Consider the following 6,515-nt stretch of genomic DNA (forward strand, 5'->3'; position numbering starts at 1 on the left):
ATTGATCACATACGCTGATCGAATTACAGGTCAAGATATAAACGCACTTACAACATTGTTAAAAGGTCCTTTGAAGGGCGTATTTGGTGGTGTGCACCTTTTACCGTTTTATAATCCTATTGATGGAAGCGATGCGGGCTTTGACCCGATTGATCACAGCGAAGTAGATTCTCGCATTGGTACATGGGCTGATATTCAAGCACTGGGTGAAAACCATGATCTAATGGCCGATTTAATCGTTAACCATGTATCGGCGCAGTCTTATCAGTTTCAAGATGTGCTAGCTAAAGGTAAGCAATCAGAATTTTGGGATTTGTTTTTAACAAAAGAAGACGTTTTTCCAAATGGTATGAGCGAGCAAGAGCAACAAGCAATTTATCGCCCGCGTCCCGGTAGCTGTTTTACGCCAATGCAGTGTGGCGATGGTCAAACGTATGACTTTTGGACCACGTTTACCGATAACCAAATTGATATAAACGTAAAAGTTGAAGCAGGTATTGCGTATTTAAATAACGTATTAACTAAGTTTTCTGAAAATAACGTAAATATTATTCGTTTAGATGCAGCGGGTTACGCAATTAAACAAGCCGGTACTAACTGTTTTATGCTAGACGAAACCTTTGGCTACCTAGATAACCTGTCAAAGCAAGCAAACGAGCTTGGCATGGAAACCATTGCTGAAATTCATAGCCACTACCAAACACAAGTAGAAGTAGCAAAGCGTGTAAACATGGTTTACGACTTTGCATTACCGCCGCTTATTTTACATAGCTTATTTAATAACGATGTAGATGCACTGCTTAAATGGTTACAAATTTCACCACGCAACTGTTTAACGGTACTTGATACGCACGACGGCATAGGCATTATTGATGCTGGTCCAATGGGCGACAAGCCAGGGCTATTAAATGCACAGCAAATAGATACGCTTGTAGAAACCATGCATGCCAACAGTAACAACCAAAGCCGCCAAGCTACGGGTGCTGCTGCCAGTAATGTTGATTTATACCAAGTAAATTGCACGTATTACAATGCATTAGGCGCTAACGATTTAGATTATTTGATTTCGCGTGCCATACAGTTTTTTGCCCCCGGTGTGCCGCAAGTGTACTACGGCGGTTTATTTGCCTGCGAAAACGATATGGATTTACTTGCGCGTACCAATGTGGGCCGTGATATTAACCGCCCGTATTTAAATACTGAAACAATTGAGCACGCACTCAATAAACCTGTAGTAAAAGGTTTAATAGAGCTCATTAAATTACGTAATGAACACCCCGCTTTTGCAGGAGAGTTTAGTGCTCACGGCACCCAGGGAATATGTTGTTTAACGTGGCAACTAGAAGATAAGTCTATTGCATTAAGTGTTAATTTTAAAACACGAGACGCGCTTATTACTCAAGTAAATGGTGATGAAGAAACAACGATAAGTTTAAACGCATTGTTAGCCTAACAGGCTATTAAAACATAAAAGCCAAGCTCTTGAGCTTGGCTTTTGTTTACCCAGTCTTTTTTAACATAACCTATTAACCACTTGCGCCAATATCTAGCTCGTAACTTACATCACATATTTTTTCTTCTTTTGATATAAAGAGCTCGGCGGCCATTACGCCTTTTTCTTGGCTGTTTTGATGAATAGTGGTTAGGCGCGGCACAAAACGAGCGGCTTCGTCTATTCCATCAAAGCCGACAATACGCAGTTCTTCACCTATTTTTATGCCTTGTTTTATCGCTTCTCGCATGGTGGCAAGGGCAATTAAATCACTCATACAAATGATAACGTTAGGTCGGGGGGAGGCACTTAACACCTCTTTGGCGGCAATGTTAGCAAAACGCTCGCTGCTCTCAGGTATATTCCAAATGCGGTCATCAGCTACGGTTATATTTGCCTCACTTAAAGCACGTTGATAACCCCGTAAACGTTGGTGCGAAATAGATTGCCCCGTTTCAAATTCGTGGTGCTCATATACGCGGCACAATACGTTTTCATCAAGTAATCTTAAGCCTAAAATAGCGACTTTATCGCTTTGATTTTTTAAAACATGCTTGGCTATTTCGTAACTTGCTTGCTCGTTATTAATATTTACTGAGGCATTGCGGGCTATATCAAAATCAATAGTTACCACATGTTTAGAGACCGTTTTTAACTGCTCTACTAATGTGTTATTTCGAGGGCGGCCATAACAAATAAAGCCATCAACGAAGTCGACCACACTGTTAAGGTTATCGCTATTTCCTGAAAACAATAAAACATTAATGCCGTTTTTTTCAAGCACCGAGGTTACACCCCGCATAAAGCTACTGGCCACAGGGTCAGACACCATATATTCCACACTATCGGGCAGTACTAACGCCACAATATTAAACGTACCACTGCGAAGCGATTGCGCGGCTTTATTGGGCCCGTAATAACCCAAGGTTTTGCACGCTGCAAGAATATCGTCTCGGCGTTTAGCCGATAGCTGATCAGGGCGATTAAACGCATTAGAGACTGTTGCGTTAGATACACCTAACTCTTTAGCAATACTTTTTAGGGTCCAGCGGGTTTGCTTACTCATACCAATTCTTTACTCAATACTCATGTTAATAAACTAACATATTCAGGGCGTTAGCAAAGTAAAAAATAAGGTTTTAGCCTTAATGCCGGCACTCTTTAGGCGCAATGCCAAAGGTTTGTTTAAATACACGACTAAAGTGGCTTGCGCTATTAAACCCAACATCAAAGCACACTTGGCTAATAGCATGGCCTTGCAGTAATTGATTGCGGGCTTTTTTAAGCCTTAATTGTTGCTGCCAAAGGGCTGGGGTAGTGCCAAATGCCAATTTAAACTGCTGATAAAACTTACTGCGGCTCATGCAGGCTATTTTGCACAAGGTATTTATATCGAGCGTTTCGTTTAAGTGCTCTTCCATATAAAGCAGTGCATCGCTTATTTTTGTTTTAAGGCGTGGTTTATCGCTATTAGCGAGTAATAAGTCGCGACTTTGTTGTTGTAACAACCGGGCGATCAATTCGTTTAACGACAAATCAATTAAGTAATGTCGCTGTGCGCCTTGTTCGCTAAATAAGTGCACCATGCGCTCTAATAATTGCTGCGTTTGACTATTATGTTGGCTGTGTACCAATTGTGGAACATACTCGAATAAGTCGCCATCGTGTGCAAAGCTTTGCTGCATGTTAAGCGCACTCGCCACAGCGTTTATTTTATCTTTGCTTATTTCAATTGCTAAACACGTGGTTGGGGCGTGCATAGATGCCTGTGGAAAATCAATTAATACACCTTGCTCTGGCGCTAATACAAACGACTCGTGGGGTAAAAATGCTTTATGGTATTGGCTACTTTCTACGTGCATTACTTTTTTACCGCTGAGCATGGCACAAAACAGTAACTCCTTTGAATGCAGTGCCACCTTTTGTGCGCGTTGGTACGTGTCGTAAATGCTCAACTCGCTGTTATCTGCTGCAAATGTCACTTTATTTTCAATTAAAACATCAAGTTGTTGGCGTTTTTTGTTTAACTGAGATGTGTGCATATCAATCCTTTAAATTTTTATTAGTGTGGACTCACAGACAACTTTTGTGGACAGCTAATCAAGTTTTTAGGTGCTCGTTAGGCTAATGTCAAACAACACTGATTAAATATAAAGCATTTTGTTTTATATAAATGTTCGACCTTTAGCTAACAACAATAAAGAGAGCACACACATGATATACGCAAACCCAGGCAGCGACGGCGCACTCGTAAACTTTAAAAACCAATACGGTAATTACATTGGCGGGGAGTGGGTAAAGCCTGTAAACGGCCAATACTTTGATAATATAAGCCCAGTAAATGGTAAGGTATTTTGCCAAATACCTCGCTCCGACAAAGACGATATAAACCTAGCACTCGACAAAGCGCATGCAGTGCGAGAGCAGTGGGGCACAACCTCGGTGACCGAGCGCAGTAATATACTGCTAAAAATAGCCGACCGAATTGAGCAAAACCTAGAGCTACTAGCCGTTGCCGAAACATGGGATAACGGTAAAGCCATTCGCGAAACACTCGCGGCTGATATTCCGTTAGCGGCCGATCACTTTCGCTACTTTGCAGGGTGCCTGCGCTCGCAAGATGGCAGTATTGGCGAAATTGACGAAACCACGGTGGCGTATCATTTTCACGAACCGTTAGGTGTGGTTGGGCAAATTATTCCGTGGAACTTCCCTATTTTAATGGCCGCATGGAAACTTGCACCGGCACTTGCTGCAGGTAACTGTGTGGTACTAAAACCAGCCGAACAAACTCCAGCATCTATTTTAGTTTTAATGGACATTATTGGTGATTTACTGCCTGCAGGCGTGCTCAATATTGTAAATGGGTTTGGTAAAGAAGCAGGCGAAGCACTGGCCACAAGTAAACGCATTGCTAAAATTGCATTTACAGGCTCTACACCTGTTGGCTCACATATTTTAAAATGTGCTGCTGAAAATATTATTCCCTCAACGGTAGAGCTTGGCGGTAAATCGCCCAATATATTTTTTAATGATGTAATGGAAAAAGACGATGCGTTTTTATCAAAAGCCATAGAAGGCGCCGTACTTGCTTACTTTAACCAAGGTGAAGTATGTACCTGTCCATCAAGATTGTTTATTCAAGAAGATATATACGAGCAGTTTATTGAGCGCATACTCGAACGTACCCAACAAATTAAACGCGGTAACCCACTCGACAGCGAAACCATGGTGGGCGCTCAAGCTTCAAAAGCACAGTTTGATAAAATACTTAGTTACATAGACATAGGTAAAAAAGAAGGCGCTGAAGTACTCACCGGCGGAAACGTAGAGCAGCTAAATGACGATTTAAATGGTGGTTATTACATACAACCTACACTGCTTAAAGGTACAAACGACATGCGTGTGTTCCAAGAAGAAATTTTTGGCCCTGTTATTTCTATGTCGACCTTTAAAGATGAAGCTGAAGCACTCGAACTTGCCAACAGCTCAGAATTTGGCTTAGGTGCAGGGGTGTGGAGCCGAAACATGAACCGTGCTTATACCATGGGACGCAAAATTGAAGCTGGCCGAGTGTGGACTAACTGTTACCACATGTACCCAGCACATGCTGCATTTGGTGGTTATAAAAAATCAGGAATAGGGCGTGAAACACACAAACTAGCACTCGATCACTACCAACAAACTAAAAATTTATTAGTGAGCTATAGCGAAGACCCGCTCGGCTTTTTCTAATAAAGCAATTCAAACTTAAACACAACAACCATTAAGTAATGAGGGCGCTGCATATTTGCAGCGCTTTTATTCACATTGCTCACAACGCTACTTTAAGCGTGTTGTAATATATAAGTACAATACCAGCCGGGTTCAAAACGTTAAAACCTAAGCGTTTTAATAACTCATTACCTGCGTTAAAAACGATTTTACGATATTAACTTTTTATAAAAGTTGCTCTAAAAATGTACAGCGATTTATGCATTGTCGGATATAACTGATCTCCCCCATTTAGGTGTGTTACAGCATTAACGGAGATTTCTTTCTAGTTAACTAATTGTTTACAGGTGGTTATTTGCTGGCTAAGATAAATGCATTGTAATATAGGGACATTTGTCGGTTTATAAAACGACAAATGTCGTAGACAAAGTTGTTAGTTGCAAAAGGAGAGTCCGGTGAAAGTTGATGATATTAGAGTTTTTATTCCTAGTAAGGATTACGAAATATCCCAATCTTTTTACCAAGCATTGGGGTTTCAAATGGATTATGTCACCGATGATTTATCTTTATTTGAAAACGGTGAATGCACTTTTTTCCTACAAAGGTTTTATAACGAAGATCTAGCTAAAAATTTGATGTTCCAACTTTCAGTTTTAGATATAAACGAGGCTTTTGAAGTTATTTCTAGATTAGATGGTTTCGACATAAAGTACGAACCAATAAAAACAGAGCATTGGGGTAAAGTTGTTTATTTGTGGGGGCCATCAGGAGAGCTTTGGCACGTCACAGAGTTTAGCAACTAACAAGGCATTCAAACGGACTAATAACAGTTGGCTTTCCGTTCGTGCCTCACTTATTTTAGCCAACTATCATTTGCCGCTTAATGTGGCGTTATGTGACAGGTGGAAAATTAAACTTTTATGGCCTTAAGTGAATTCGAAATAAAGAAGATAGAAAAAGCTGCCAACGCTTTTTTAAATAAGCGTAGGCCACCAGTGCATATTAGAAATGAGCTAGACATTGGTTGGCGGCTGGAGAAGCAATCAGTTTATATATATGAAACGCGTCCTGTTTGGAACAGCCCAAATGAATATCATGACCTGGACATGGCTAAAGCAACTTTTATCCGCGCTCAAGGTAAATGGAAAATTTTCTGGATGCGACAAGATCTAAAATGGCATGGCTATGAGCCAAATATGTATGTAAAAACTATTGAGCAAGTCTTTGCCGTTATAGATCATGATGAATACGCTTGTTTTTTTGGGTAAGTCACATAACAAAAAAATCAAGTTCGCCCGCTGCGCGGGCT

At 40.8% G+C, this 6,515-nt stretch carries 6 protein-coding genes; 4 read left to right on the top strand and 2 right to left on the bottom strand.

What is annotated here, in order from left to right:
• Position 1 precedes the first annotated feature (1 nt).
• The gene (gene gtfA, locus B2R65_RS14845) at positions 2-1,453 is read left to right on the top strand and encodes a sucrose phosphorylase (protein WP_286743967.1); all 1,452 of its coding nucleotides are present in this window, start codon (positions 2-4) and stop codon (positions 1,451-1,453) included.
• A gap of 73 nt (positions 1,454-1,526) precedes the next feature.
• Here the strand turns inward: gtfA and B2R65_RS14850 are convergent, their stop codons facing one another.
• A complete protein-coding gene (locus B2R65_RS14850; RefSeq protein WP_273611314.1) occupies positions 1,527-2,558 on the bottom strand; it encodes a LacI family DNA-binding transcriptional regulator in 1,032 nt (343 codons plus the stop codon).
• A 79-nt stretch (positions 2,559-2,637) separates the two neighbouring features.
• Complete coding sequence (locus B2R65_RS14855; protein ID WP_273611315.1) at positions 2,638-3,534, bottom strand: AraC family transcriptional regulator; 897 nt, start codon at positions 3,532-3,534, stop codon at positions 2,638-2,640.
• A gap of 172 nt (positions 3,535-3,706) precedes the next feature.
• On the opposite strand from B2R65_RS14855, the gene exaC reads away from it, so the two are divergent.
• The 3 genes from exaC to B2R65_RS14870 all read left to right on the top strand — a co-directional run bounded on the left by exaC (position 3,707) and on the right by B2R65_RS14870 (position 6,474).
• Positions 3,707-5,227: an acetaldehyde dehydrogenase ExaC gene (exaC, locus tag B2R65_RS14860; protein ID WP_273611316.1), complete on the top strand. Its 1,521-nt coding sequence runs from the start codon at positions 3,707-3,709 to the stop codon at positions 5,225-5,227.
• Positions 5,228-5,661: 434 nt separating this feature from the next.
• Positions 5,662-6,009 (top strand): VOC family protein, encoded by a 348-nt coding sequence (locus B2R65_RS14865; protein WP_004589544.1) that lies wholly within the window; start codon positions 5,662-5,664, stop codon positions 6,007-6,009.
• 117 nt (positions 6,010-6,126) lie between these two features.
• Positions 6,127-6,474 (top strand): DUF3024 domain-containing protein, encoded by a 348-nt coding sequence (locus B2R65_RS14870; RefSeq protein WP_071951667.1) that lies wholly within the window; start codon positions 6,127-6,129, stop codon positions 6,472-6,474.
• The last annotated feature ends 41 nt before the right edge of the window (positions 6,475-6,515 follow it).

The sequence above is a fragment of the Pseudoalteromonas sp. UBA2102 genome, from assembly GCF_002331165.1.
GTDB lineage: Bacteria > Pseudomonadota > Gammaproteobacteria > Enterobacterales > Alteromonadaceae > Pseudoalteromonas > Pseudoalteromonas atlantica.